The organism is Rhodobacter sp. NTK016B (assembly GCF_017303295.1).
Taxonomy (GTDB): domain Bacteria; phylum Pseudomonadota; class Alphaproteobacteria; order Rhodobacterales; family Rhodobacteraceae; genus Pararhodobacter.
On the sequence record NZ_JAFKOK010000003.1, the window covers coordinates 232,863 to 258,746 of the forward strand.

Annotated in this window: 23 protein-coding genes and 1 pseudogene; 16 read left to right on the forward strand and 8 right to left on the reverse strand. The window is 59.4% G+C overall.

Annotation, left to right across the window (positions count from 1 at the left end):
- Positions 1–70 precede the first annotated feature (70 nt).
- The 7 genes from JI664_RS05510 to JI664_RS05540 all read left to right on the forward strand — a co-directional run bounded on the left by JI664_RS05510 (position 71) and on the right by JI664_RS05540 (position 7,374).
- Positions 71–3,484, forward strand: a complete 3,414-nt coding sequence (locus JI664_RS05510) for an indolepyruvate ferredoxin oxidoreductase family protein (protein ID WP_207012722.1) — start codon at positions 71–73, stop codon at positions 3,482–3,484.
- 99 nt (positions 3,485–3,583) lie between these two features.
- The gene (locus JI664_RS05515) at positions 3,584–4,519 is read left to right on the forward strand and encodes a lysophospholipid acyltransferase family protein (RefSeq protein WP_286173869.1); all 936 of its coding nucleotides are present in this window, start codon (positions 3,584–3,586) and stop codon (positions 4,517–4,519) included.
- A gap of 8 nt (positions 4,520–4,527) precedes the next feature.
- Complete coding sequence (locus JI664_RS05520; protein ID WP_207012723.1) at positions 4,528–5,340, forward strand: glutamate racemase; 813 nt, start codon at positions 4,528–4,530, stop codon at positions 5,338–5,340.
- A 95-nt stretch (positions 5,341–5,435) separates the two neighbouring features.
- Entirely contained in the window at positions 5,436–5,933 is a 498-nt protein-coding gene (gene ccmE / locus JI664_RS05525; protein WP_207012848.1) for a cytochrome c maturation protein CcmE, read from the forward strand.
- Between the two features lie 53 nt (positions 5,934–5,986).
- Positions 5,987–6,598: a holin-associated N-acetylmuramidase gene (locus tag JI664_RS05530; protein WP_207012724.1), complete on the forward strand. Its 612-nt coding sequence runs from the start codon at positions 5,987–5,989 to the stop codon at positions 6,596–6,598.
- Positions 6,589–7,113 carry a holin family protein gene (locus JI664_RS05535; RefSeq protein ID WP_207012725.1) on the forward strand — a complete coding sequence of 175 codons (525 nt, stop codon included), beginning with the start codon at positions 6,589–6,591 and terminating at the stop codon, positions 7,111–7,113. Before JI664_RS05530 ends, JI664_RS05535 begins: the two co-directional genes overlap by 10 nt.
- A 99-nt stretch (positions 7,114–7,212) precedes the next feature.
- Positions 7,213–7,374, forward strand: coding sequence for a DUF1328 family protein (locus tag JI664_RS05540; RefSeq protein ID WP_207012726.1), 162 nt, complete (start codon positions 7,213–7,215; stop codon positions 7,372–7,374).
- A 25-nt stretch (positions 7,375–7,399) separates the two neighbouring features.
- Here JI664_RS05540 and JI664_RS05545 read toward each other — a convergent pair whose 3' ends face one another.
- Positions 7,400–7,825, reverse strand: coding sequence for a DUF1489 family protein (locus tag JI664_RS05545; RefSeq protein ID WP_207012727.1), 426 nt, complete (start codon positions 7,823–7,825; stop codon positions 7,400–7,402).
- A gap of 179 nt (positions 7,826–8,004) precedes the next feature.
- On the opposite strand from JI664_RS05545, the gene JI664_RS05550 reads away from it, so the two are divergent.
- On the forward strand, positions 8,005–10,272 hold the full coding sequence (locus JI664_RS05550; protein WP_207012728.1) for an adenosylcobalamin-dependent ribonucleoside-diphosphate reductase: 2,268 nt from the start codon (positions 8,005–8,007) through the stop codon (positions 10,270–10,272).
- Between the two features lie 653 nt (positions 10,273–10,925).
- On the opposite strand, the gene JI664_RS05555 is transcribed toward JI664_RS05550, so the two are convergent.
- The 4 genes from JI664_RS05555 to JI664_RS05570 are packed head-to-tail and all read right to left on the reverse strand — an operon-like array spanning position 10,926 to position 13,866.
- Positions 10,926–11,606 carry a uracil-DNA glycosylase gene (locus tag JI664_RS05555; RefSeq protein ID WP_207012729.1) on the reverse strand — a complete coding sequence of 227 codons (681 nt, stop codon included), beginning with the start codon at positions 11,604–11,606 and terminating at the stop codon, positions 10,926–10,928.
- Positions 11,607–11,608: 2 nt separating this feature from the next.
- Positions 11,609–12,757, reverse strand: a complete 1,149-nt coding sequence (locus tag JI664_RS05560) for a nucleoside triphosphate pyrophosphohydrolase family protein (RefSeq protein WP_207012730.1) — start codon at positions 12,755–12,757, stop codon at positions 11,609–11,611.
- Positions 12,754–13,380, reverse strand: a complete 627-nt coding sequence (locus JI664_RS05565; RefSeq protein WP_207012731.1) for a hypothetical protein — start codon at positions 13,378–13,380, stop codon at positions 12,754–12,756. Before JI664_RS05565 ends, JI664_RS05560 begins: the two co-directional genes overlap by 4 nt.
- 9 nt (positions 13,381–13,389) lie before the next feature.
- A complete protein-coding gene (locus tag JI664_RS05570; protein WP_207012732.1) occupies positions 13,390–13,866 on the reverse strand; it encodes a TIR domain-containing protein in 477 nt (158 codons plus the stop codon).
- A 106-nt stretch (positions 13,867–13,972) separates the two neighbouring features.
- On the opposite strand from JI664_RS05570, the gene JI664_RS05575 reads away from it, so the two are divergent.
- The 3 genes and pseudogenes from JI664_RS05575 (at position 13,973) to JI664_RS05585 (ending at position 17,014) form a co-directional block, all read left to right on the forward strand.
- On the forward strand, positions 13,973–15,226 hold the full coding sequence (locus tag JI664_RS05575; RefSeq protein ID WP_207012733.1) for a toll/interleukin-1 receptor domain-containing protein: 1,254 nt from the start codon (positions 13,973–13,975) through the stop codon (positions 15,224–15,226).
- Between the two features lies 1 nt (position 15,227).
- Entirely contained in the window at positions 15,228–16,079 is an 852-nt protein-coding gene (locus JI664_RS05580; protein WP_207012734.1) for a hypothetical protein, read from the forward strand.
- 169 nt (positions 16,080–16,248) lie between these two features.
- Positions 16,249–17,014 (forward strand): annotated as a pseudogene (locus tag JI664_RS05585) (IS5 family transposase).
- Positions 17,015–17,048: 34 nt separating this feature from the next.
- Here JI664_RS05585 and JI664_RS05590 read toward each other — a convergent pair.
- The 3 genes from JI664_RS05590 to JI664_RS05600 all read right to left on the reverse strand — a co-directional run bounded on the left by JI664_RS05590 (position 17,049) and on the right by JI664_RS05600 (position 19,128).
- Positions 17,049–17,600 carry a toll/interleukin-1 receptor domain-containing protein gene (locus tag JI664_RS05590; protein WP_207012735.1) on the reverse strand — a complete coding sequence of 184 codons (552 nt, stop codon included), beginning with the start codon at positions 17,598–17,600 and terminating at the stop codon, positions 17,049–17,051.
- Between the two features lie 40 nt (positions 17,601–17,640).
- Positions 17,641–18,264 (reverse strand): TIR domain-containing protein, encoded by a 624-nt coding sequence (locus JI664_RS05595; RefSeq protein WP_207012736.1) that lies wholly within the window; start codon positions 18,262–18,264, stop codon positions 17,641–17,643.
- Between the two features lie 309 nt (positions 18,265–18,573).
- Positions 18,574–19,128 (reverse strand): metallophosphoesterase, encoded by a 555-nt coding sequence (locus tag JI664_RS05600; protein ID WP_207012849.1) that lies wholly within the window; start codon positions 19,126–19,128, stop codon positions 18,574–18,576.
- Between the two features lie 369 nt (positions 19,129–19,497).
- On the opposite strand from JI664_RS05600, the gene JI664_RS24220 reads away from it, so the two are divergent.
- The 5 genes from JI664_RS24220 to JI664_RS05625 all read left to right on the forward strand — a co-directional run bounded on the left by JI664_RS24220 (position 19,498) and on the right by JI664_RS05625 (position 25,583).
- Positions 19,498–19,686: a helix-turn-helix domain-containing protein gene (locus JI664_RS24220; protein ID WP_414707719.1), complete on the forward strand. Its 189-nt coding sequence runs from the start codon at positions 19,498–19,500 to the stop codon at positions 19,684–19,686.
- A gap of 224 nt (positions 19,687–19,910) precedes the next feature.
- Positions 19,911–20,588, forward strand: a complete 678-nt coding sequence (locus JI664_RS05610) for a hypothetical protein (RefSeq protein WP_207012738.1) — start codon at positions 19,911–19,913, stop codon at positions 20,586–20,588.
- Positions 20,585–22,738, forward strand: a complete 2,154-nt coding sequence (locus JI664_RS05615) for a Mu transposase C-terminal domain-containing protein (RefSeq protein WP_207012739.1) — start codon at positions 20,585–20,587, stop codon at positions 22,736–22,738. Before JI664_RS05610 ends, JI664_RS05615 begins: the two co-directional genes overlap by 4 nt.
- The gene (locus JI664_RS05620; RefSeq protein WP_207012740.1) at positions 22,735–23,712 is read left to right on the forward strand and encodes a TniB family NTP-binding protein; all 978 of its coding nucleotides are present in this window, start codon (positions 22,735–22,737) and stop codon (positions 23,710–23,712) included. The genes JI664_RS05615 and JI664_RS05620 overlap by 4 nt, the downstream gene beginning before the upstream one ends.
- On the forward strand, positions 23,709–25,583 hold the full coding sequence (locus JI664_RS05625; protein ID WP_207012741.1) for a TniQ family protein: 1,875 nt from the start codon (positions 23,709–23,711) through the stop codon (positions 25,581–25,583). Before JI664_RS05620 ends, JI664_RS05625 begins: the two co-directional genes overlap by 4 nt.
- Positions 25,584–25,884 lie beyond the last annotated feature (301 nt).

Consider the following 25,884-nt stretch of genomic DNA (forward strand, 5'->3'; position numbering starts at 1 on the left):
GAAGGTCAGTAATTTTGACCTATAATCACGCATAGGCCAGCAAATCGGCAAGCGCTTGGGAGGGTGCACGATGGGTAAGCAAACGGTGTCTCTTAACGACCGGTTCGACCTCGAGAAGTCTCCGGTATTGCTTAACGGAACGCAGGCCCTTGTCCGGCTGATGATCGCGCAGGCCGCGCGCGACCGGGCGGCGGGGCTGAACACGGCAGGCTTCGTGACCGGCTATCGCGGTTCGCCGCTGGGCGCCGTCGATCTGCAGATGCAGCGTGCGAAACCCTTTCTCGACGACGCCCATGTGAAATTTCAGGAAGGTCTGAACGAAGACCTCGCTGCGACTGCCATCTGGGGCACCCAGCAGGCCGAGCTTCGGGGCGAGGGCGCCTATGACGGGGTCTTCGCGCTGTGGTACGGCAAAGGGCCGGGCGTCGACCGCTCGGGCGACCCGATGAAACATGCCAACATGGCGGGCACCTCGCCCCAAGGCGGTGTCATCATGGCGATGGGCGACGACCATACCGGCGAATCCTCGACCGTGCTGCACCAATCCGATTGGGCGATGGTCGATGCCTATATGCCGATCGTGTCGCCCGCGGGCGTGCAGGAGATCCTCGATTACGGCCATTACGCCTATGAACTCAGCCGGTTTTCCGGGCTGTGGGTGGGCCTGAAGACGATGAAGGACACGATCGAGGCCACCGCCGTGGTCGATGCTGACCCGCACCGCATGCAATTCGTGCGTCCCGATTTCACGACGCCCGAGGGCGGGTTGAACATCCGGCTGCAGGACACGCCCGTCGCGCAGGAAGCGCGGATGATCGACTACAAGCGCTTCGCCGCCGAGGCTTTCAGCCGAGCCAACCGCATGGACAAGCGGATCTGGGGCAAGCCGGGCGCGAAGATCGGGCTGGTCGCGGCGGGCAAGAACTGGCTCGACCTCGTCCACGCGCTGGGGCTTCTGGGGCTGGATGAAGAGACCTGCGAGCGGCTTGGCATCACCACCTATAAGGTCGGTCAGACCTGGCCGTTGGACATGGAAAGCTTCCATGAATGGGCCGAGGATCTGGATCTGATCATCTGCGTCGAGGAAAAGCGCAAGCTGATCGAGGTGCAGATCAAGGAAGCGATTTTCGACGACCGCCGGGGCCGCCGCGTTTACGGCTGGTACAAGGGCGGCGCCGGGGGGCGGCATTCGGAGGAGCTATTCCCGACCCGCTACGCACTTGATCCGGTGATGATCGCCGAGAAGTTGGGTGGCATTTTCCTTGAGGAAGGCTGCGACAGCGAGACGATTCGCACAGGGCTTGAACGGATGGCCGAAACCCGCCGCGCCGACAACGCCCCCGATATCGCGCAGCGCACGCCGTGGTTCTGCTCGGGCTGCCCGCATAACAGCTCGACCAAGGTGCCCGAGGGCAGCCGCGCCTATGCCGGCATCGGGTGCCATTACATGGTGCAATGGATGGACCGCTCAACGCAGGGCTTTACCCATATGGGCGGCGAGGGCGCAAACTGGATCGGCGAAAGCCTGTTCTCGCATCGCGGCCATGTTTTCCAGAATCTCGGCGACGGCACCTATAACCATTCGGGCGTGCAGGCGATCCGCGCGGCCTTGGCCGCCGGAACGACGATCACCTACAAGATCCTCTTCAACGACGCGGTCGCCATGACGGGCGGTCAGCGTAACGAAGGCGGGCTTACCGCCTATCAGATCGCGCGCGAGATCGTGGCAATGGGCGTCAAACCCGTCGTGGTCGTCTATGACGAGAAGGAAGAGATCGACCTGTCGCAATTCCCGTCCGATGTCGAGAAGGTCGAGCGCGCGGATCTGATGTCGGTGCAGGACCGTCTGGCGGACACCAAGGGCGTCTCGGCGCTGATCTATGTCCAGACCTGCGCCGCCGAAAAGCGCCGCCGTCGCAAGCGTGGGCAATTTCCCGATCCCGACCGCCGGGTCTTTATCAACACCGATGTTTGCGAAGGGTGCGGCGATTGCGGTGTGCAGTCGAACTGCGTGTCGATCGTGCCGGTGGAAACCGAACTGGGCCGCAAGCGCGCCATCGACCAGTCGTCGTGCAACAAGGATTTCAGCTGCCTCAAGGGCTTCTGCCCGTCTTTTGTCACGCTCGAAGGGGCCACGGTGAAGAAGTCCGCGACCCAGGCGCTGGATCTGCCGGATCTGCCAGACCCCGAACTGCCCGCGATCACCGGGACCCATAACGTCGTGATCACCGGCGTCGGCGGCACCGGCGTGGTGACGGTGGGCGCCGTCATGGCGCAGGCCGCGCAGATCGACGGCAAGGGCGCGGGCATGATGGAGATGGCGGGCCTCGCCCAGAAGGGCGGCGCCGTGCATATCCATCTGCGTCTGGCGAACAGGCCCGAGGATATCAGCGCCGTGCGCGTCGCGGTGGGCGAAGCCGATGCCGTGATCGGCGGCGATCTGGTGGTGACGGCGGGTGCGAAGACCGTGGGCCTGATGACCACCGGGCGCACCGGCGCTGTCGTCAACAGCCACGAGATCATCACCGGCGCTTTCACGCGGGACACGGAATTCCGGCTTCCGGTCCGCGATTTGCAGGTCTCTCTTGAAGCGCGGTTGCGTGAAGGTCTGACAATGTTCGACGCGTCGGAACTGTCGCGTCTGTTGCTGGGCGACTCGATCTATTCCAACATGATGGTCTTGGGCGGTGCGTGGCAGATGGGGCTGATCCCGCTGTCGGGCGAGTCGATCCGCGAAGCGATCCGCCTCAACAAGGCCGCCGTCGAGGGCAATTTGCGCGCCTTCGATATCGGTCGCTGGGCAGCGCTGCACCCTGAGGATGCCGCGCGCGTGATCGAACCCGCCGATACGGCCAGCGTGCCGGTCGATCCGGTCGCCTATCGCGAGGCGCGGCTGGTCGCGTATCAGGGCAAGCGTCTGGCCAAGCGGTTCCGCAAGCTGGTCGACCGGGTCGAAGACAAGCCGCTGCGCGAGGCCGTCGCCAAGGGCTATTTCAAGCTTCTGGCCTACAAGGACGAATACGAAGTCGCGCGGCTGCATCTGGCGACCGAGGCCAAGGCGCGCGAAACGTTTGACGGCGATTTCGTGATGAAATTCCATCTCGCGCCGCCGATCATGACCGGCAAGGATTCGCAGGGACGCCCCAAGAAGCGTGAATTCGGGCCGTGGATGATGTCGGGCTTCCGTATGCTGGCGAAGATGAAGGGCCTGCGCGGCACGCCCTTCGACCCGTTCGGTTATTCGTCCGAGCGCAAGATGGAACGCAGCCTTATCAAGCAGTTCGAAGGCGACATGCAGGCGGTTCTGCCCAAGCTCGCGCCTGAGACGCGGGATCTGATCCTTGAACTGGCGATGCTGCCGCTGTCCATTCGCGGCTACGGTCCCGTCAAGGAAGCCAATGAACGCGCAGCGGCGAAACGGCGCGAGGAACTGCTTGCCGCGATCGCCTCGGGCGGCACGCCCACGCGCATGGCCGCCGAGTAACGCCAGCCCGTGACGAAGAGAGAAACGGCGACGCCCTCGCGGCGTCGCCGTTTTGTCATTCGGCGCTGATAGGACAGGCCAACCGCACGAGGTCTGCCCATGTCCTTCGCCATCATCGATCCGCCCCTGCCGCCATTCCCCAAGCGCCGCCGTATGCGGCCCGCGGCCGGTGCCGCGCGCGAGATCACCTATGCCCATTCCGCCGCCACGCCGCTTGGCCGGGCGATGATCCGCAGTGTCGAGAACGCGACGGGCCGCGCGTCACTCTTGCGCCGGGCCGAGGGCTATGGAGACGAGGTCGCCGCGGGTCGTGACTTCTGGCGCGTGATGATGGAGCGCTTCGGCCTGCGGCTCGACATATTGCGCGGCTCGCTCGACACGATGCCCGCGATCGGGCCGCTGGTCGTGGTCTCGAACCACCCGTTCGGCATCCTCGACGGGCTGGTGATGGGGCATATCCTGTCGGCGGTCAGGGGCGGGGATTTCCGCATTGTTGCGCATCAGGTCTTCGACAAGGCTCCGGATGTGAACCGCGCGATCCTGCCCATCGATTTCTCCGGCAGCCGTGACGCACAGGCACGCAACATCGCCACGCGCGCCGAGGCGATCCGCTATCTGAAGGCCGGCGGCGCCGTCGGCATCTTTCCCGGCGGGACGGTCGCCACCGGCGCCACGCCGCTTGCCCCCGCCCGCGATCCGCTGTGGCGTAACTTTACCGCCAAGATGGTCACGCAATCAGGCGCCACCATCGTCCCGCTGTGGTTCGAGGGCCAGAACAGCCGCCTGTTCCAGCTATCGAGCCATCTGCACTATTCCCTGCGCATGGCGCTTCTGGTGCGCGAATTCGCCGCGCGGACGGATCGGCCGGTGCGGCTGGCTGTGGGCGGCCCGATCCCGCATCAGGAAGTCGCGAGCGCGGCGCAAACCCCCAAAGAGGTGATGGATTTCCTGCGCCGCAAGACGTATGACTTATCGTCAAATCCCTCGGACTGGGCCCGGCTGGGCCACGAATTCGAGGATACGTATCGGCGATAGAGGCTCAGATGGCAGTAGGCGTGTTCGATTCAGGGCTGGGCGGGCTCACGGTTCTGGATGCGCTGAACAAGCGTCTGCCCGATGTGCCCTTCGTCTATTACGGCGATAACGCCAATACCCCGTACGGCACCCGCGACGCCGAGGATATCTATCAGCTCACCACCAAGGGCGTGCAGCGGCTGTTCGAAGAAGGCTGCGATCTGGTCATTCTGGCCTGCAACACTGCCTCGGCGGCGGCTTTGCGGCGGATGCAGGAAAGCTGGATCCCCGAGAACAAGCGCGTGCTGGGCGTCTTCGTGCCCCTGATCGAATCGCTGACCGAACGGCAATGGGGAGACAACTCGCCCCCGCGCGAGGTGGCGGTGAAGCATGTGGCGCTGTTCGCCACGCCCGCCACCGTGGCCAGCCGCGCCTTCCAGCGCGAACTCGCTTTCCGCGCCATTGGTGTCGATGTCGAAGCGCAGCCCTGCGGCGGCGTGGTCGACGCGATCGAACAGGGCGACATGATCCTGGCCGAGGCGCTGGTTCACAGCCATGTCGAGGCGCTGCACCGCCGGATGCCCAATCCCGAAGCGGCGGTTCTGGGCTGCACGCATTACCCGCTGATGGAAGACGCGTTCCGCGCGGCGCTTGGTCCCGATGTCTCGGTGTATTCGCAGCCCGAGCTGGTCGCGGCGAGCCTTGACGATTACCTCAAGCGCCATCCCGAGATGGTGGGCGAGGGGCGCGAAAGCGCCTTCCTGACCACCGGCGACCCGGCTGCGGTGGGCCGCAAGGCCACCCAGTTCCTGCGTCGTCGGATCCCGTTCAGCGCGGCCTGATGCGGCATTCGGCCCGATTGCGCCACGGGTCGCGAATGCTTAGCTGATGCCGATATGACCAACGAGCGAGCGATCGGAGCAAGCCCATGGCCGGTATGAAGAGCCTCAAGAAGACCCGCCGCGTGCAGATCATCGTCGTGGCCGCCGTGGCGCTGGCGCTCAGCACCGGTCTGATCGGGTTCGCTATGCGCGACGGTATCAATTTCTTCCGCTCACCCAGTCAGGTGATGGCCGAGCCGCCCGCCGCGAACGAGGTGTTTCGTCTCGGCGGCATGGTCGAGGTGGGATCGATCGTGCGCGGGCAGGGCGAAACCGTCTCGTTCCGCGTCACCGATTTCTGCGAATCCGTGCCCGTGACCTTTCGCGGTATCCTTCCCGACCTGTTCGGCGAGAACGAAGGCACCGTCGCCACCGGCAGTCTGGTCAATGGCGTGTTCGAAGCGTCCGAGATCCTCGCCAAGCATGACGAGACTTACATGCCCCGCGAGGTCGCCGATGCGGTGGGCGTCGAAGGCAGCCCCAACGCCGCCGCCAATGCCCCGGAATGCGAATATCACGGCGAGACTTACGCAACGTCCGCCCGCGATACCTGATCTCAGCCTTTCCGCCGCCACTCTCGCACCGTCTGCAGTGACGGGAGAACGCCATGCGCGATGTGCGAGAGCTGGCCGAAGAGATCGTCGCCCGCGAGGGCGGCTTCGTGAACGATCCCAACGATCCGGGCGGGGCCACGAATTTCGGCGTCACCATCCATACGATGCGGCGGCTGGGGCTGGATCTGAATGACGACGGCGCGGTCGACGAGGCCGATGTACGCGCGCTCAGCCGCGAACAGGCCGTGGCGATCTTCTTGCAGCATTACTATCACGGGCCCGGTCTGGCCGGTCTGCCCGATGCGCTGCAGCCGGGCGTGTTCGACATGTATGTCAATGCGGGCAGCAACGCCGTGCGCATCCTGCAGCGGCTGTTGAATGCGATGGGCTTCGATCTGGTCGTCGACGGGGCCATCGGCCCGCTGACGCTTGCCGCCGCGCGCGAAGCCGCCGACCTGGCCCCCGACCACATCGCCGATGCCTACGGGATTGCCCGGCGCGATTATTACTACGCACTGGCCGACCGCCGCCCGGCTTCGCGCCGCTATGCGCGCCGGCGCGACGGTGGCAAGGGGGGCTGGATCATCCGGGCCGAGGAATTCATCGCGCCGCGCTTTCATCTGAGCGAGGCCGAGCATCGTGAAAGGGTGGCGGCATGGGGCTGATCTCGGGAATTGCGCGGGCGCTCTTCGCGCGCGGCGGGGTGGCCGAGATCGGTCGCGTCGGCGCTCAGGTGGCCGAGGTCTTCCGCCCCAACGCCACGCGGCGGATGGAGCTGGGCCACGACGCTTTCACCGCCACGCAGGCGGCCTATGCGGCCGAGTTCCGCGCGGGCAGGGCAGGGTGGTTCGACGGGCTGGTTAACGGGCTCAATCGCCTGCCCCGCCCGATGCTGGCGCTGGGGACGCTGGGGCTGTTTGCCTATGCGATGGCCGACCCTGCGGGCTTCGCCGTCCGGATGCGCGGCCTTGCCGAGGTGCCCGAGCCGCTCTGGTGGCTGCTGGGCGCGGTGGTGGCGTTCTATTTCGGCGCGCGAGAGACGCATTACTTGCGCGGCGGGCGTCCGGTCACCCTGGCGCCGGGACGCGCGGTATCACCGCGCCCGGTGCCCGCCCCGGACGAGGGGACACCGCCTTCGAACCCGGCGCTCGCCGAATGGGAGGCGCTTCAGGGACGATGAAAGGCAGTAAATGCAGGGAATAGGGGAACTCGCGCGTGGCTTGGCACGTTTGCCTCACGATAGCGGCAACAGGCCCGCGACTATTTTGAGGTTTACCCTATGCTTGAATGGATCCTGATACTGCTCGTCATTGCCGCCGTCGCGGCCCTTCTCGGTTTCGGTCGCCTGTCGGGGCTCGCGCTCAGCGGTGCCAAGATTCTGATCGTTGTCGTGCTGGTGTTGTTCCTGCTGATGTTGCTCGGCGTCTTCGCCATAGCCTGACGAACAAAGACGACCGGCCTGCGCGTCAGCGCAGGCCGAATTCTGCCAAGGCCTCGGCCAGTTCGGGAGGCAATTCGTCGTCGCCCTCCCGATATTCCGGCATGTCGCGCGGCGCATCTTCGGGTTTGAGATATCGCCAGCCCTGAAACGGGCGCCTCGGTGCAGGCTCAGTCCGGATCAGCTTGGGTTCGAACACCATCGCGCAACGCTGAATACCATCCGCGCCCTCGACCGGATCGAGCCGCAGGATCCGCTGGCGCGCCAGCACCAATCCCTTGATCACCCAGTAAATAGACCCGCCGTCGAGCACCTCGTCGGCGCGTTTCGGCCACATGCGCGTGACGTGACGCGGCAGGCCATCGGGGGCCTGCTCGGCGCGCAGTTTCTGCCAGCCTTCGAGATCGTCCACCGACTCGGTTCCGACGCTCAGCTTGAGGATATGCGTGGTCATGGCCGCAATATGTAGCGCCGTGCGGCCGAGAACAAGGGGAGGGACGACAGGTCCGCAGCGGCTCGGCAAAGGCCCGCGAAAGGGCGGCGAAAGCGCCGCCAGCGCCGTTGACCGCGCGCGACGCTGGTCCTATATCCTGCGCCTTCCCCTCTAAGACCCTCTTGCCTCAGGATCCCGCCATGAGCCGTTTCGCCGCCCCCATCGCCGCGCAGATCTGGGACATGAAATACCGGATGAAAGCCGCCGACGGCACGCCGGTGGATGACACGCTTGAAGACAGCTGGCGCCGTGTCGCCCGCGATCTGGCCCGCGTCGAGGCCAAGCCCGAGGCGTGGGAGGACAAGTTCTATGCCGCGCTCGAAGATTTCCGCTTCCTTCCGGCGGGCCGCATTCTGGCCGGGGCGGGGACCGGGCGCTCGGTCACGCTGTTCAACTGCTTTGTCATGGGCACGATCCCCGACAGCATGGGCGGCATTTTCGAGATGCTCAAGGAAGCCGCGCTGACCATGCAGCAGGGCGGCGGTATCGGTTACGATTTCTCGACCATCCGGCCCAAGGGTTCGCCGGTGGCGGGGGTTGCCGCCGACGCATCGGGGCCGCTCAGCTTCATGGATGTCTGGGACGCAATGTGCCGCACCATCATGTCGGCCGGCTCGCGCCGGGGCGCGATGATGGCGACGATGCGCTGCGATCACCCCGATATCGAGCAATTCATCGAAGCCAAGCAGGATTCGGCCCGCCTGCGCATGTTCAACCTGTCGGTGCTGGTGACCGATCCGTTCATGGAAGCGGTGAAGAACGATGCGTCGTGGGACCTGACCTTTGACGGCCGCACCTATCGCAGCCTGCCCGCGCGCGATCTGTGGAACAAGATTATGCGCGCGACCTATGATTACGCCGAGCCGGGCGTGATCTTCATCGACCGCATCAACAAGGCCAACAACCTCAGCTACGCCGAGACCATCGCGGCCACCAATCCCTGCGGCGAACAGCCCTTGCCGCCCTATGGTGCCTGCCTGCTGGGCTCGATCAACCTCGCGCGGCTGGTCTCGGCCCCGTTCGAAACCGAGGCCGGGATCGACACCGCCGAACTGGACGAACTGGTGCGCACCGCGATCCGCATGATGGACAACGTGGTCGATGCGTCGAAATTCCCGCTGCCCCAGCAGGCGCAGGAAGCGCAGGCCAAGCGCCGTATCGGTCTTGGCGTCACCGGCCTTGCCGATGCGCTGCTGATGATGGGCCTGCGCTACGGCTCGGACGAGGCTGTCGCCCAGACCGAAGCCTGGATGAAGGCCATCGCCCGCGCGTCTTACCTCGCTTCGGTCGATCTGGCGAAAGAGAAGGGCGCGTTCCCGCTTTTCGAAGCCGAGCCTTACCTCGCCTCGGGCAACATGCAGCAAATGGATGACGATGTGCGCGAGGCGATCCGCACCCACGGCATCCGCAACGCGCTGCTCACCTCGGTCGCGCCCACCGGGACGATCAGCCTCTATGCGGGCAATGTCTCGTCGGGGATCGAGCCGGTCTTCGCCTATGCCTATACCCGCAAGGTGCTGCAAAAGGACGGCTCACGGACCGAGGAAGAGGTCGTCGATTACGCCGTCAGCCTGTGGCGCGAGAAATTCGGCGATGCCGAGCTGCCCGACTACTTCGTCTCGGCGCAGACGCTGGCCCCGATGGACCATGTGCGGATGCAGGCCGCAGCGCAGAAATGGGTCGATTCCAGCATCTCGAAGACCATCAACTGCCCTGAAGATATCGATTTCGAAAGCTTCAAGGACGTGTATCTCTCGGCCTGGGACATGGGCTGCAAGGGCTGCACCACTTACCGCCCCAATGCGGTGACGGGCTCGGTTCTGGCCGTGTCCGAGAAGGCCGATACCGTGCCGCAGGCCGAGACGGGCGCCGAGGTGATCTATCTCTCCGAACCCCTCGACCGCCCCGAGGCGCTGGAGGGCCAGACCTACAAGCTGAAATGGCCGGTGAGCGAGCACGCGATCTACATCACCGTCAATGACATCGTCGTGGCCGGGCGTCGTCAGCCGTTCGAGGTCTTCATCAACTCGAAGAACATGGAGCATTACGCCTGGACCGTGGCGCTGACGCGGATGATCTCGGCGGTGTTCCGGCGTGGCGGCGATATCAGCTTCGTGGTGGAAGAGCTGAAAGCGGTCTTCGACCCGCGTGGCGGGGCGTGGATGCAGGGGAAATACATCCCCTCGATCCTCGCCGCGATCGGCGGCGTGATCGAGGAACACCTGATCGCCATCGGCTTCATCGAAGGCGCAGGGCTGGGTCTGAAATCCGACCCCAAGGCCGGCGCGGCTTTCTCGGTCAAGGGCAATGCCAAGCCAAAATCCTGCCCCTCGTGCGGCGCCTATGAATTGGTGATGATCGAAGGCTGCATGACCTGCCGCGCCTGCGGTCACTCTAAATGCGGGTGATGGGAAGGCTTTCGCGAGGGCTTGTGGCGTGCCACGCGACATGACCTAACCGTCTCACAAGGTCATTTTGGCTGAGATGATCAAGAAACGGCCTCGGAGAGTACCCGAGGCCGTTTGCATGTCTGGCTGTGGCGACGCTTGGAGGAGTGTTTCGGAAGCATCGCGACAAGACACTCCGCCGGCCTTCACTGCGTCTCGTAAGCTCGTGTGAGCAAAGAGAGGTGCAGAAAGGGTATGTGTTCCGTGTAGTCTGCTCCCAGCTAGGCGGAGATTCCCCCATGGCGTTGGTAGTCCTCAATGCAAAAGCGGCAGCGTTCAAGATGGCCCGTTTGTCTTCTTCCGGGAATTTCAAACAACTCTGGCATCAGGCTGTATGATCTGCGCTTGGTTACAGCTTAAGTTCCTAATCGGCGCGCATGGACGCTGTGCCCAACTCAACGTCCAGTTCTTGCCACGCAAAACTCTCATAGCCCCCACACTTCCTACTGAAGTCTCGACTAATCCGATGGGGGGCTTGATCTATGATGCGCAAGGCGCCGGCGCCGGATGGCGCCAGCTATCCGGTTCAGTCCACGCGAGCTTGCTCCGCCGTGCAATGTAGGATGGGAGTGTACAGGGTATGAACGCGATGCTGCCTAGGAATGCAAATGCAACTAACTGCACCGCCTCGCGGAGAACAGGTCAGGCTCAGGGTCTTCCATGACATCCGCATAAAGGCTCTCCATCGTTGCCAAGAACTCGCTTTGCCCGCCATAACTGGGGTGGCGAACCTTTGAGACATTCCCACACGAGACCGCTGAGGAAACAACCTTATAGGCATCGCTTCCAACGGCGATTATACGCTTTGGCCTCAAATACTCTACGATGTGAACAAGGATATCGGTCCCAGCCCTTCGCTCCTTTGCGTTGTGGGCGCGATTAGTGAATGGCTTATTCTCTTCGAAAGGATGGAGCGGGAATACGTTCCACAAAAAAATTGGCACCTGAACCTGAAGCAAGATATTCCAAATCACCGATGCGGTCCGCTCTGCCACAGGCTCTCCATACGTTGGCCGTTCAGGCTCCAGACCCCAGCGACTCAAATGGCTTGAAAAATGGACATCATCTGTGAGAGCCAGCCCGGTTCTTCTGCCGCCACGATAACCGAGATCGCGTCCGACCCAGATAGCATCAAGATCAGCTGCGGCTGCGCGCTCCAACATTGCGTGCAGATAAAACCGCCTTATTTCAGGGGCTTCCTGTGCATCATAGACCGGGCATCGCTCGAAATATGGGTTGAAAGTGTTATCAAACTCTAGGCGTCCCAAGGCCTTGAGTATATCGCCCGCGCTCACTGCTACGCCCCTTTCAGTGGCCTGTATTCGATCGTCCTCTTATCTCGATTCCCGACCACGATACCACCGTTATTCTTACGCATCTGACGGAAGACCTCATACCCTTGTAGGATAGCAGTTTCCCAAAGATTAAGCGGACATCGCTCCACCTCGTAGCCGCGAACGAAATTGCTCACAGCCTTTAGTAAATCGAAAGAAACCGAATTTTGACTCTCAAAGAAGTTCAATGCCTTAGCCTCCGAAAATATGTAGGCAGACACCCCTTCATCGACAACGATCGCACGGCCACTGTCCTGCGCTTCATCAACCCTAGGATCACTCTTTCGCTTATGTTTGATCAGTGCCCTGAACGTCGGGGACCAGTGCAGGATGGCAGCGTTTGCAAAGTGGAAAACATCATGAAAGCGATAACCATCGGGGTCCGCGATATTGTCCGTAAGCGGGTCCCCGATAAAAACCCCATTCCATCTCAAGTAGCTTCTTCCATTCGATCTTTGCGTGATCTCTATCTCAAACTGACGCGGAAGTTGCTCCTCTGCCAGAAAGCCAGCATCGAAGTCGGGAAGGCAATCTGGAGATGGCTTCAGGAAGCGCCCCGTTGATTTGCGAATGTTTGATTCTAAAACTTCAGAGAAGGACACTCCTGAAGACTGCACGGCCTGAATGTAGGCGCGCACAAATTCAATCATTATCGGCTTGGCAGTTTTTTCATCAGCTTTGACACCAAGAAGACGGGCGGAATCCTGTCCCAGCTTTAATAATACGTTATCTAACGGCCCAAGCCCTTTTGCCGTCATCACACGCGCTATAGGTGCGCTTGGATCGGAATTTGCAGTGATATTTGCGACAAACTGATCGCCCGAGGTCGCCTCCACAAAAAGCTCGGACAAGGTGAGTTTGAGCCTTCGGCAAAGTGCAGCAGCATACCATAGCGTATCACCCAGCTCTTCCTCAACGTCGCGTCGATACCCAGATTCAAAGGCGCCCTTTTCCCGATGAAGCTTCTTGGACGAGCTCATAACACTGCCGACCTCACCAAAGAGACCGAGTAATATCGGCGTAATCTCATCGTCTGCAAATCGATCGGTAGGCGTAACGGCTTTCTCATAATCATAAATTGAAATCTGGGGCATGCTTGTTGAGTTAATCATTTTCTCCGTCGCGCCTCTTCTATCATATCATATGGCCGCCCTTGATAGCCCTGAACACCAAGGTCGGCTAACCAAATTTCAAAACCTTCTATCGTATTTTGATCGGAAACTTTCTTCCGCCCGACACCAGAGTGGACGAGACCCGCATCGCGAAATTCCACAGGAATAAGCGGCCCCTCGGCCCCGAAGTAGATGAATTCGGAGGAAACTAAAACACGGTTCACTGAGGTGTCGCGGTTAATATGCTTCTGTAAGGGCTTTCCCTCTGCGGTGCTGTGGTAAGAGTTGAGTTGACTCCAGCTGCCGTTGCCTGGGTCAGGATTGTATATATTATCGCCGCATGCCTTTCGGTAACTGCTGCGCAAATTGGGCTTTTTTCCAGAAAAGCGTGGGTCATTCCAGTATTCGGAAAATGTTAGTGCTTCCTGCACCCGCATCGCATGAACGAGATGCCCGCCACGTCGCACCCCCTTGCGATTACTGCCGGTGCCAACGACCCAGTCTCCAATAGCGGCATGCTGCCTAATGCTAGGCTTGCAGGTTGCCAAAGTGCAAAACCCAAAAAATGGATTGGGTGCAAACCCACTATCGAAGCGCACAACGTAGCTGTGGAGGGTCTTCATTCTATACCCTCATGCGCACGGATGGCGGCGAATAGCCCGTGGCGGGAGAGGCTGACCTTTCGGGTCCTCAAAGCGCTCATATTCACCATTAATCGCATCGATGATCCTATCAGCATTCCAGCCTACGATCGCGTCGCCGTACTCATCAAGCGCTTCCGGAACTTCACAACCGTTCGATCCTTGCTCCCAAACACCGACGATGGTCTTGCCTTTTTCACGAGCCCGCTCGATTTCCCAGTTCACCCACTCACTGTTTCTTGTTTCCGGAGTGATATAAACGATAAGTGTACTAGCCCAGTCAATTCTGGGCGCAAGGATCTGAGACTTAATATAGTCTGGAGATTTTGCGTTGTTGGGTTTTTCTGAATTTATGGAACCGTCCCTGACATCCATCCCCTTACTTTTTAGAAGATTCTTCAGATCGGCTAATCCTGCATCGTCTTCGTGGATGTGGCTAATAAAAACATTTTTGCTGCCCTTGCTCATTGATGCTATCCTCTGCTTCACACTATTGCTGGCGTCAGCGCAGTCACTCCCACGACATCATGTGTCCGGCGCTCACTCAGATCAAGTCCGATAGTCAAGGAAATCGATGCTACCGCCAATCCTCGAAATTTTCATCGTTTGGCATCCGCAGGATACGTCGGGTCTCCAGACGGCTGATGCGATATTCAAACACTTCATGCATGGCCCGACATTCTCAGGTGTCATTGGGGGAGGGATTCAGGTCTCCTTTCGCAGCACGCCGTGGGGTGGCGCCGGAACCGCACCAAGGCCGATCTACAACAGCGCTCATCCTGCTCCGAACGGCATCCGACCGGCCAGGTTCACTGTGATCGTTCCTCTACTTGGCACAGAACTCGCCGCTAGCGTCGAGGACGGAACGTCGAGTTGGTCCCGATACATCGCCGCGCTTCAAGAGGATCAGGCGCGAGCACCAGATGAAATCGGAATCTACCCCTTTTTGCTGTCAGAGGGTGCCACGAATGGTACGAAGTTAGGCGGTATTTTTGGGCGCTATCAGTTCATCGCTGCCGGGAAGCCTGAGCAGCTTGGTGAAAGCGAAGTGAGCATGCTGTGCCGCGATCTAACGCAAGGGATAGCTCAGCTGATCTCGCCGGATGAGATGGATCGATTGACAACCTTCATTAGCCACACCAAGCGTCATAGCAGCTCTGAAGGTGAAGATGTTGACGCATTGGTCGATTTGGTGCGTGATGTCATTGGGAATACGCGGCTGCGCGAGTATTTCGATGCCAGTGACCTTCAACCAGGCTCTGACTGGGATGCCGAGCTCAGAGGGAATGCTAGTCAGAGCGCGATGCTGGCCATTCGTACCGATCTCTACGCTAGCCGCTCTTGGTGTCAGCGCGAAATTGCCTTGGCGAAAACCAATGGCATGCCGGTGATAATGATGGACGCGATCGGCTTTGGTGAGGAACGCGGCTCCTTCCTGATGGATCATGTCCCACGAGTGGCGGTTCGAAAAGTCGATGGCCGCTGGCAGAAGAAGGATGTCTATCGTGCCCTCAACCTGCTCGTAGATGAGTGCCTTAAGAGGGCGCTCTGGCTACACCAAAAAGATCTATCCGGCGAGCGCCCGGAGCTGGATATAGCCTGGTGGGCACCTCATGCGCCCGAGCCGCTAACCTTACTCCATTGGATCGGCTCTCAGCTCACGTCTGGAAACCCAAGGGAGGCAGAGGGCGCCTTGCGCATACTGCATCCTGATCCGCCCCTCGGAGAAGCTGAGCGGGAGGTACTGCAAGATTATGCAAAGAGCACACAGCTGGGCCGTGATATCGACATAATGACCCCACGCCAGCTTGCGACCAGAGGAGGCTAAAGTGGCCGACGACAAGCAAAGGGCTGAACTGCTGCCTGCCGATGCCTTGAAAGGCAAGCGCTTAGGAATTTCTGTCTCGAACAGTCCGGACCTCGATCGGCTGGGCCTCACTGAGACCCACTTCCGCATGACCTTGGGGGAACTCGTGCGTTCCGTAGTCATCGCGGGCGGCGACCTCTATTACGGTGGCCACTTGCAGCCCGAAGGTATCACGACTTTTCTCATCGAAGAACTTCATCGCTATGGTCGCCGTGACAGGCCTCTGAAAGTTTGCTTGGCTTGGAGCATTCATCGATCTATGAGCAAGGAACAGATCGCCGAACAGAAAGACTTCCTTGGCCTCTTTGGTGAGATCCACTTCTTGGACAACGATGGGGCTCGCCTGGAGGGCCCTCTGAATGAGCAGCCAGTAAGCGAGTTCCCTGCCGAGGAAAGGGCCAAGGCACTCAGCGGCTTGCGCAATTACATGGCAAAAAACACCGACGCCCGCATTGTGATTGGTGGAAAACGCGATGGTTTTGAAGGCGCTATGCCTGGCATCGTAGAAGAAGTCTTGCTCTCACTTGAAAGTAAACAGCCTGTTTTCTTGGCGGGTGGGTTCGGCGGCGCTACGGTGGACATTATCCGCGTTCTCCGTCCTGGAAGTGCAGAATGGTTTCCTTTGAGCCCAGAGCCAAAAAATGATTCCCGCTTACTGGATAGTCTTGAACGGGTTGCAGAAGCTGCCACGCGGATGGAATGGGATGTTTTGGAGAATGGCCTGAGTGAAGAAGAGAATAACCTCCTCGCAGCCTCATATCGGCCAAGCGAAATCGCAGCTCTCGTAGGGCGCGGACTCGGGAAAGTTCTATAAGACTGACGTTTCCTTAAGATATATGCTTCGCTTCGAATGATGGGCGTCAAACATGTCAAGGAACACTTGACTCGGCTCAGGACCCATTTTTTTGGTTGGACGCTCGTGATTCATCGCTCGAAAACGAGTGGTGACCAGGTCAGATCTTTTCTGGTTGAGCGATGCGCAGATGGCGCGTCTCGAGCCTTACTTTCCGAAGTCGCACGGCAAGCCCCGGATCGATGACCGGCGGGTTCTGAGTGGCATTATCTTCATAAATCGCAACGGCTTGCGTTGCCACAACGCCCCAAGGGAGTATGGCCCCCACAAGACACTCTACAACCGCTGGAAACGATGGAGCGATAAAGGCGTCTTCGCCCGGATCATGGCGGGGCTGGCCGCTGAGCACGTCGAGGAGACGACTGTGATGATCCCCTCTCGGGACATCATTTCGTGATGCACTGCCGGGCAGTGGACGCCACCCATCTGAAGGCCCATCGCACGGCGTCCAGCCTGGGCGTTAATAAGGGGGGCGTGGACGCCTGATTGGCCGACCCAAGGGCGGCATGAATACTAAGCTGCACGCCATCTGCGACAGCCGCGTTCGGCCCATCGACCTGTTCCTGACAGCCGGTCCCGTCAGCGACTATATCGGGGCGCGTGCGCTCGTCAGCCGGCTGCCCAACGTGAAGTGGCTTCTCGGAGATCGCGGCTACAATGCCGACTGGTTCAGAGAAGCCTTGCAGGACAAGAAGATACGTCCTTACATCCCGGGCCGGAAGAAACGGAAGACGCCCATCCGGCATGACCAGCGGCGGTACAAGCGCCGTAGTCGCATCGAGATCATGTTCGCCAGGCTCAAGGACTAGTGGCGTGTTGTGACACGCTACGACCGATGCCCGAAGACCTTCTTCTTGGCGATCGCACTCGCCGCAACCGTTATTTTCTGGTTGTGAGTGGGAACAAGTCCTGAGCCTTGTTTCGACAACTTCACCGTGCAAGCCATTGCGCAAGAGCGCTTGCCGTGTTTTTGCGTCGATCCCATACCATCCATTCTTCTTTCTCTTTTCCTCGGAATTTTCGCCAGGCCACGTGGTCATATAGTCCCAGATACTCCCAATTGGTCCAGCTGTCGTTCATGGTATCTTCCAACACGGGAAAGATCGCGATGTTGTCAAAAGATTTATTCCCATCGGCGACGCCCAACTCCCAAGGCACCCATCGGCTATCCTTGCTGTTCTCCGTGGCCAAGAGGACAAATTTTTTCGACTGTTGAATTCGATTTTTCAGCTTAGCAGCCGTATCTTTACTCGTGTACGGGGGCAGGCTAGAATCCTTTTTGTCGATGTAGACCGTAGCTCCATGGTTCTCCAGGACGCGAATAACGCCGGGCAAAATGTCTTGATCTTTGCTGGAGTGAGATAAAAAGGTGGTGCCACTTGGGGACCGTTCTTCGGCCCGTTTTCTGATGTTGGTCCGCTCTTGCAGGGAGAGATTTTCCGTGAAGCCACGAAATTGGGAGCGCGTGAAGAAATTGGCCAAAACAGCGAAACCTTCTTGGAAATGCGATGCGAACTAAAGTTCACGCAAGCGTTGTATTGTAGTTCTTGCGGCGCATTGGCAGCGAGAGATCATATTCATTGGTGCGCCCCACTTTGGCCGTGGCATCAACCAAGAACTTAAGATTTTCCGGTTGATTCTCGATTCGGTGCCACGGTACAACTGACATCGCCACACCCGGTTTTATCAGGTTTGCGATGATCCGCTCGGGCAGATGTGGATGCCGCTCTCGCTGCTCTGCCTTGGTTTCGATCGCGGTCCAACCACTTGTATAGTCTGGGTAAATGGCGTCTTTCTCACCAGGAAGCGCTGCAACCCAATGATTGCTGTTAGTCGAGGGTAATTCGACCACCAAAATGCCGGACCTCTTGTTCAGAAGACCGTCGATCATCGAAGATTTCAACTCCCAATCGATGTGCTTACGAAAGCGTGTTTCTGTTCCACAAAGCAGGATGGTGACTTGGGTATCGCGCAAATACCCATCACGGATAACCCGCCGAATGGCCTCACTCGTTAGACTCTCCTCTATATCGCCAATCACGACGGACCCATCTTCGAAGGCATGATGGTAGTTCGCCAGATACGCGAGGTGATCCCGGTAATGTTGGTCGTTGGCGTGATGATAGCTTACAAATGCTTTGGTCATGTTCAAATCTCCTGACGGAACACTAGAGGATCAGATTGAAGAGCGGCACAACCTGACCAGACGAAGCGGTGACAGATTTTAACGGTCACTGCTACACCCACTGAAATTGATGCTGCTGGAGTGCAGGCAAAGTTCGGTAGCGTGAAAATAAACCGTAAGCTATGCATCCGCAGCGGAGTTTCGTTTCCTGCCCTTCGCGCCAAAGCCTAGCGCATAGATGCTTTTTCAAAGCGGGGACAAGTCGTGCGAGTGACGCGACGGGTGCTTGCTGCCGCCATACCACTGCGCTGCATAACGGGCGCAGAGTTTTCAACTTAGTTCGTTCCCGTGCTCCACATCGTGCCAGTGCTTGTTCAGGGGCAGTTTCGCGGCCCGAGTTATGATGTCGGAAACCTGCACTCGACGGAAGTCCCACTGGTCGACGCCGACGTTCACGCTGTTACGTGAGCCAGGCCATTGATCGTGAACATGGCCGAAGAGCTGCAAGGCACCCCGCCGAGCGCCGTTCCATGTGATCATCGGGTAGTGGCATAGGACGAGGCTTTGATCGCCGTCCTTGATCTCTGCCATGTACTCGGTGCTGGCCCAAGGCAGCGAAATCACCGCTTCATCATCGTGGTTGCCGATGATCAGGTGCTTGCGCCCAGGGAGGCTGTGAAACCAGCTCTCGAACTGGGCTGTATCCTCGGCGCGTCCGAACGCGAAATCCCCCAGAATCCACAGGTCATCGTCATGACGGACGCAGGCCTGGAAGTTTGCGATCAACGCGGCGTTCATCTCGGCTGTCGAGGCAAACGGGCGCTTGCAGAAGTCGATTATGCGATGATGGCCGAAGTGCAGGTCGGCCGAATACCAGTTGGCCAAATGCATGCCCTCCGCTTTCGTCTGAATCCGTCCCAGACATTGGCATGTGACTGCACAAAAGCCGAGGACCTCTTTTTGTGTGGCGCAGGGTTCCCGGTGCTGTTTGAAACCTTCTTTCCTCCGCCAATGTCCAATGTGAAATCGCCATCTGACATTCCAAAGGTAATGTAGGTTAAGTGTCAGAACTAATTGAGACTTCTCGGGTGAAAGTCCTCATATTCCCCTTGCAAGCTGCTCTGGGACGTTCCTAGAATCGGTTCAGGTCGGGAAAGCGAGCCCGGCTTGATCAGAAACGTTTGTTCCCACTGAAGGCTGCAAGATATGGACGCAGACAAAATGCGCCAGCAGATCGTGAAGCTGCATCTCGGGATGTCCGGGACGACGATCACGGAGCTTGCTGAGAGTATCGGATACAGTCGACCTGCGGTGTCGAACGTGTTGGCCGGTAGGAAGAGATCGCCGCGGATCGAAGCGGCAATCGCCGAGCGCACTGGGTTTCGCGCAGACGACCTGTGGCCTGCTGCCGGTGTAAGAAAAAAGGGAGGTCAGAAGGGATGATCTAGAAAAGAGAAAAGCCCCGAGAGCGGACTCTCAAGGGCCTTCATGTCGATTGGTAGCCGACAATCCGAAGGTCTCTCGATTCCCCTCAAAAGTCAAGTCTGGCGGCCGGGTCACCTGACCCGATCGGTCGTGCTCGGCCGTCTTCCATTATTCGACAAGAGGATCGTGAGCGGTTCACCGTGGTTAGTATGACCCACGGCCGATCCCGCACGCTAAAAAACATGGAAAAAGAAATCTTCGTGGCCCCCCGGGCCAGCCGTTCGACGCGGAACCTTTCGGAACGCTCGAAGGCGCGAACCTATGTAGAGACAGGCGCTTTCCGACCTTATGGCGGTGAGAGCCAGAAAGTGAAATTCGACAGCCTTGGTGAGTTCGACGCTTTTGTCACGATCACCGCCATCTATCCCGTCGCTGACATGGTAGAGCAACCTCCAGCCATCGAGTACGTCGACGCAGAGGGTCGACCCAGACGCAAAGTGATCGACCAGGTCTATACCTTTACTGACGGAACCACGTTTGCCACCGAGGTGAAACCTGCGGCACGCGCCATGGCCCAGAACCTTGAAGAGCAGCTGAGCTTTGTGGCGGCGGCCATGCCGCCAGAGTTCGCCGAGACCTTGGTTCTGATCACCGAGGATAATTACGACCAGTGGGAAGCCCTGAATGCGCGTCGCCTCTTGGCGTACAGGCGGGAAGACGATCCGGAAGCCGCGTCTATCATTGCTGGCTTGGCAGCCGAGCTTGAGCTGCCGGCTACCATCCGCGAGCTGATCGCGCAGGCTGACATCGGGGGGAGGGCATGGCCTGAGGTCTTCAAGGCTATCTATGCTGGTGTGCTGCGGCCGCTTGAGGACGGCATCATCGACCTCGAGATGCTGGTCGAAGGAGGCTTGAAATGAACGAGATCATTCGTCTGGAGCCATACTCGCAAATCCGCCACGGCGGCATAGCCAGCTTGGTCGTCGACCAGGGGCCCTTGGGGGTTACCGTCACGCGCGAAGTTGATGGAAATGTTGCTTTTGATGAGCTGACCTATGATGAGATCAACGATGGCCTAAGGACGGGTCATATCGTTATACAGGACGGCTACCACAGCGAGGAGGCGGCGCGACAGCGAACCAAGTTCGGAGAGCAGGTCGTCTCCCAGTTGCCGCGCAAGCAACGCGGGAAGGTATTCTTCCGGCAGACATGGTGCGATTTCTTTCTAGATGCCGAGGCGCGCGAAGAAACCGGGCGGGATTGGAGGGACGTCGACGCTTGGATTCTCAAGGTCGCCCCGCAGATAGAGAAGCATATCCCTCAACCCGAAGGGCCTGCCCAGAAACGCAAGTATTGCGGCAAGAAACGATCGCGAAACGAAATCGACCCGCCAAGCTCGTCGGCCCTATTGCGATGGGTGCGAAAGTACCAGGATGCAGGGCGTTCCGTTCTGGCGCTTATCGATAAGAGGCACTTGGCCGGTCGTACAAAGGTGAAGTTCGGCCCAGAGAGCGCGGCACTGCTGCGGAAGTGCGCAGATCGATATGCCAGCTTCAAACGACCCTCCAAGAAAAGTGTCATTCGGCAGACAAAGCGGGCGTTTCGGCTGGCCAATGCCTTTCGGGTAGACCGCGGCCAACCGGCTTTGGAAGTGCCGTCCGACAGTACCGTCTACAGGGAGATCAACCGTCTCGAGCCCTATTACGTCATGTGCCAGCGTCAGGGGCTGGAGGCGGCCAACAGGCATTTTGCAATCATCGGAGAGGGCCTCAACGTCCTGCGTCCCGGAGAGCGGCTCGAGGTTGATGAGTGGAAGGTCGATCTGATCACCTTTTTCGCGGAAGCCGGCGTGTTCGGGCATCTGACCGAAGAACAGATCAAGACGTTGCCGAAGGGGCGACGCTGGATCTATGTGGTGATCGATGTCCGAACGCGGCTGATCCTCTCGGTGAAGGTATGTGCTGCCCCCAACACTGAAGACGCGATTGCCGCGTTGGACCTTGCCACGCGCGACAAGACTGAGTTGGCAAAGCTCTTTGGGTGCAAACTGCCCTATTGGCCGGGGACTGGGTTCGAGACCGTTGCCTCTGATCAGGGCGTTGCCTTTGCGAACTTCGACTTCCGGGCTGCTGTGACTGACCTGCGTGGTACGGTCATGTTTCCTCCCGCGGGCGTGCCCAAGTTGCGTGGGCATGTCGAACGGTGTTTCCGGACCTTCGGTGTGGATCTGATGCAGTGCCTGAGTGCGCGCACGTATTCGAACATCGTCGAAAAGGGCGACTTCGAACCTGAAGACTATGCGGCGCTTGCCGACGACGAGCTGACACGGATCTTGGTGCGCTTCGTTCTCGACGTGTACAACAACAAGCCACATGGAGGCCTTGGTGGACAGACGCCGCTGAATTGTTGGCGGGAGCTGTGCTCGACGGTCGGAAAACCTCGGCAACCGGGCCGGTTCGAGCGCCTGGGTGCGTTCGGCCGGAAGTATACCCGGACCATTTCCGGGCGCGGTGTTCGATTTGCAGGTATCTTCTACACCTGCCAGGCGGTGGAGGACTACTTCCTCTCCAACCCTGATCTTGAAGTCGAAATCCGGGTAGATCATGAAGACCTGGGGCTGATTGAGGTTCACCTTGATGGTGTATGGGTCGTGGCGCGCACCCGCGCAAAGGGGTTCGACGGCCTGTCTCTGGATCTTTGGACAGAAGCCTGCACCAACCTGCGGCGGCGTTTCGAGGCAGAGGCGGAGCTGACTCAAGATGTCATTGATCAGGCTCTGGCCGATTTTTCGGAAGAGGATCGCGCAGCCTCACAACGGCTCGGTATTTCCGCTCTCGCGCCGACACGGGCCGACGTCGAGCGTAATCGGAAACAGCTTTGGCTTGGTCTGGAGGTCGTTGCCGGACACTCTCCTGCGGTTTCCAGAAAGAAGCGTGGGCTGCTGTCCGGCGTGATCCCCAAAGCCGAAAACGCGCTTCCGGCACCCCTGACCGTTCTTTCATCGGAAGAGGACGTGGCCAGTACCCCTTCCTCCCAACGCCCGCGGTGGCGCATGGAGGAGGGTGAATGACCCGCATTTCACGTGAGGAGGTCAGCCACATCGTGGCTGACCTTGAAAGCCGCTTCATCGCTCACGACTCCTATCGTGACCTCCAAGATCAGATCGATGATATTTTCTACCGGCGCAAGGCGCATATGGCGGCCGGGCGGATGCCCGCGGAACGAGGTATTGTTGTCATCGGGAACGCCGGGGCTGGCAAGACGGTCAGTACAACGCATGCCTTGGAACAGCATCCCCAAATTTCGTATGGGTCGCCCCTGCGAGAAGCACTGACCGTTCGGCTTGAGGCCGGTGCAACGATCAAAGGGGTCGGCGTCGATACTCTCGATGCGTTTGGTTACGAGAGTAAGAGCGAGCGCAACGCGCATTCCATCTGGCAGCAGGTGATGCGCCAAGCGCGGGCGCACAAGACCTTGTTCTTTCACTTCGATGAGGCCAAGCACATCCTGAGATCCAAGTCGAAGCATGATCTGGACCAGGTTATGCTCGTGTGGAAATCCTGTCTGGAATACGCCACCTGGCCTGTCAGCCTGATCTTGAGTGGGACCTGCGAACTCCTGGACCTGATCAATAGGGATGATCAGCTGAAGCGGCGGTTTGAGCCCGTGCATTTCGCCCCGATGACATACGCCGCGCATGGGCATGAGGTTGGCAGTGTGCTGGAAGCCTATCTCTCGACAGCGAAGCTAGGACGAGGGCAGTCTTTTCAGGCTGCGTCCTCTGTTCAGCGTTTGCTGCATGCTTCCCGGTACGAGTTCGGGCTGACGACGCGTCTGATCATCGAGGCCATCAAGATCGCGTTGCTTGAGGGGAGTGCTTCGGTGGAACAAGCGCACTTTGCGACCGCCTATCGTAAGCAGAAAGGCTGTGTGGACGCATTGAACCCCTTCATCGTGGAGAACTTCCGCGCCATCAACACCGGGCAGCTGTTGGGCAGCGCGGACCTCGAGGCGCCGCCAGTCAAGGCGAGGGGCGCGGCATGATCCGTCGCTTGCCGATCCTGGTAGCGTTGGTGCCGGGGGAAACCCCGGCGTCTTTCGCATCACGGCTGGCCTGGGCCAACGGCCTTTCTTTCGCATCGGAGTTTTGTGCTGATCAGGGTTTTGCGCTGCAGGCTCTTGCTGATGGCGAGGAGCGCGCGCTGTCCATCCTTGCTCAGCTTGGTGGTGTCGTTCGCGCCGAGCTCTTGCGAGGGCTCGTGGCCAAGACCTCGGCCGGTCAGTACCTGGTCGCCGGGCAACTTGTTGAGAAGCGGTGGATCACACGTAGACGGCTGAGGTTTTGCCCGAAGTGCGTGGCCGAAGACATTACGACGTCATCGGTGGATGGTGCCGCTCAAAAGTGCGTTTGGCACATCCCTTCGATCCTGGCCTGCCCGCAGCATGGATGCAGGCTCCACGAGGACGAGAGCTATTCGCATAGCCGGGGCCCACACGACTTTGCGGGCCGCATTCGCGACCTGGGGCTTGAGCCTGAGGAACTGGAACAACTGGTCGTTCCTCAGGCGCCGACCGGTCTGGAAAGTTATCTGGCTCGCAGAATGTCAGGTGAACGCCAAGACCGCTGGCTAGATGATCTGGGCTTCGGTGCCGTAGCACTCGGTGCCGAGATCCTGGGCATCGTGGACCTCTTCGGGGTTGGGGCGAAGCCGAAGTTCTTGTCGGAAGGCGACAAGAGCCAGGCAGGTGCGCGGGGCTTTGAAATCTTGTCGCGGGGTGAGCGCGGGCTGCGAGATTTGCTTGAGGCCATCCATTGTGACGCTGGATCGCCGGTCTCCCTGTCCCGCAGGCACTATGGCTGTCTGTTCAACTGGCTGGAGCAGTCACACGCGGATCAATATGAACCCTTGAGAGCCATCGTGCGGGATTTCATGGCGGAGACGTACCCCATTGGTGCAGGGGACATGCTCTTCGGCAAGCCGTGTGCCGGTCGGCGCGTCTACAGTGTCGAAGCTCTGCGTCGTGATCTGGGACTGGGATATCGTCAAACGTTGGAGCTGTTGCAGGCCAACGGCTTCCTGACTTCTGGTGGCGATGTCGGCAAGGGCGCGCTTCTCGATGCGCGGGCGCTGAAGCCAATCGTCGAGCGCTTCTCCGGGGCCATTTGCCAAGTTGCTGCGCAAAGAAGGGTCACTGCTCCCAGGGCTCAGTTCGATGCACTCGTTGCGGGCGGTATCCTGTCACCGATTGCCGGATCGCCCGTTGGGCGTCCCTATTACGACGAAGGCCAGCTTGATGCATTCCTCGCCAGCATCAAACCTCGCGTCGAATTGGGCGAAGGTGATGGCGGTGCGGAGCGCCTGGTCGGGATTCAGACGACCTGCCGGAAAGCCGTCGCAGGCGCGGCTGACGTTGTTCGCTTGATCCAGAAGGGGGCGCTGAAAACTGTCGCCAAGTCATCTGAGGAAAGTGGCTACTTGTCTGTGCGGCTGGACCCACAAGAGGTTGCCGAGGCGTTGCGTCTGCTCAAGCCAGAAGGCTACCTTCGGTCCACGCTAGCACGTTATCTGGGGATCAATGAAGCTGCCGTCCGGTATTTGGTGGAGGCGGGCCACCTGACGCAAGTTCGGGCACGGCACCCGCACTCACGGAAGTCGATCAAGGTTGTGACCTACGAATCCGTCGATTGTTTCCTGGACCGATATGTCCCCTGCAAACATCTTGCTGAATTCGAAGGCGAAGGCACGCGGAGTGTCGGTGATCAACTCGAAGCAATCGGGTTGAAGCCGCTGCCGTTGTCACCAGCGGGTAGGGGGCGTGTGTTTCTGCGCGCCGACGTGTCGCTGGGTCGACCGGAGCTAGAAAAGCGCTTGCGATCACTGCACCACGATAAGATAGCTTGGCCTGACCTGTGATGCTAAGTTTTCTCAATGGAGTGACCCGCGTTCCACCTGTCTAAGTCACTCGCGTAAGACACAGCATGGCGCTAGGAACTAATAAAATGACAGACGCCGAACTTTTGACGATCGTGCAGAAGTGGAAGTGACATTAAGCCAAAGTGCACTGCGGCAGTCAGATATCTCCACTTTCTTACTGTGCTAAATGTTGGTGAGCGTTAGGTTCGATAAAATTGGAGGTGCCCGATTTTGAGAAATGATATCGCAAGTCAGGTCAATAGATTCAAATTTGAATTGTTGACCATGTCCGTTCAGGATG